The sequence below is a fragment of the Rahnella rivi genome (genome assembly GCF_019049655.1).
Lineage (GTDB): Bacteria > Pseudomonadota > Gammaproteobacteria > Enterobacterales > Enterobacteriaceae > Rahnella > Rahnella rivi.
Map to the genome: position 1 here is coordinate 1 of NZ_JAFMOX010000018.1, position 708 is coordinate 708.

Consider the following 708-nt stretch of genomic DNA (forward strand, 5'->3'; position numbering starts at 1 on the left):
GGGGTGAGGACAGTGTCTGGTGGGTAGTTTGACTGGGGCGGTCTCCTCCTAAAGAGTAACGGAGGAGCACGAAGGTTAGCTAATCACGGTCGGACATCGTGAGGTTAGTGCAATGGCATAAGCTAGCTTGACTGCGAGAGTGACGGCTCGAGCAGGTACGAAAGTAGGTCATAGTGATCCGGTGGTTCTGAATGGAAGGGCCATCGCTCAACGGATAAAAGGTACTCCGGGGATAACAGGCTGATACCGCCCAAGAGTTCATATCGACGGCGGTGTTTGGCACCTCGATGTCGGCTCATCACATCCTGGGGCTGAAGTAGGTCCCAAGGGTACGGCTGTTCGCCGTTTAAAGTGGTACGCGAGCTGGGTTTAGAACGTCGTGAGACAGTTCGGTCCCTATCTGCCGTGGGCGTTGGAAGATTGAGAGGGGCTGCTCCTAGTACGAGAGGACCGGAGTGGACGCATCACTGGTGTTCGGGTTGTCATGCCAATGGCATTGCCCGGTAGCTAAATGCGGAAAAGATAAGCGCTGAAAGCATCTAAGCGCGAAACTTGCCTCGAGATGAGTCTTCCCTGTGGCTTTAAGCCACCTGAAGGGACGTTTAAGACTAAGACGTTGATAGGCTGGGTGTGTAAGTGCAGCGATGCATTGAGCTAACCAGTACTAATGACCCGAGAGGCTTAACCTTACAACACCAAAGGTGTTTT

The 708-nt window shown here is 53.1% G+C and carries 1 rRNA gene; it reads left to right on the forward strand.

The features are described from left to right. A 23S ribosomal RNA gene (locus J1779_RS00105) occupies nucleotides 1–689 on the forward strand; the annotation flags it as partial. Between the last annotated feature and the right edge of the window lie 19 nt (nucleotides 690–708).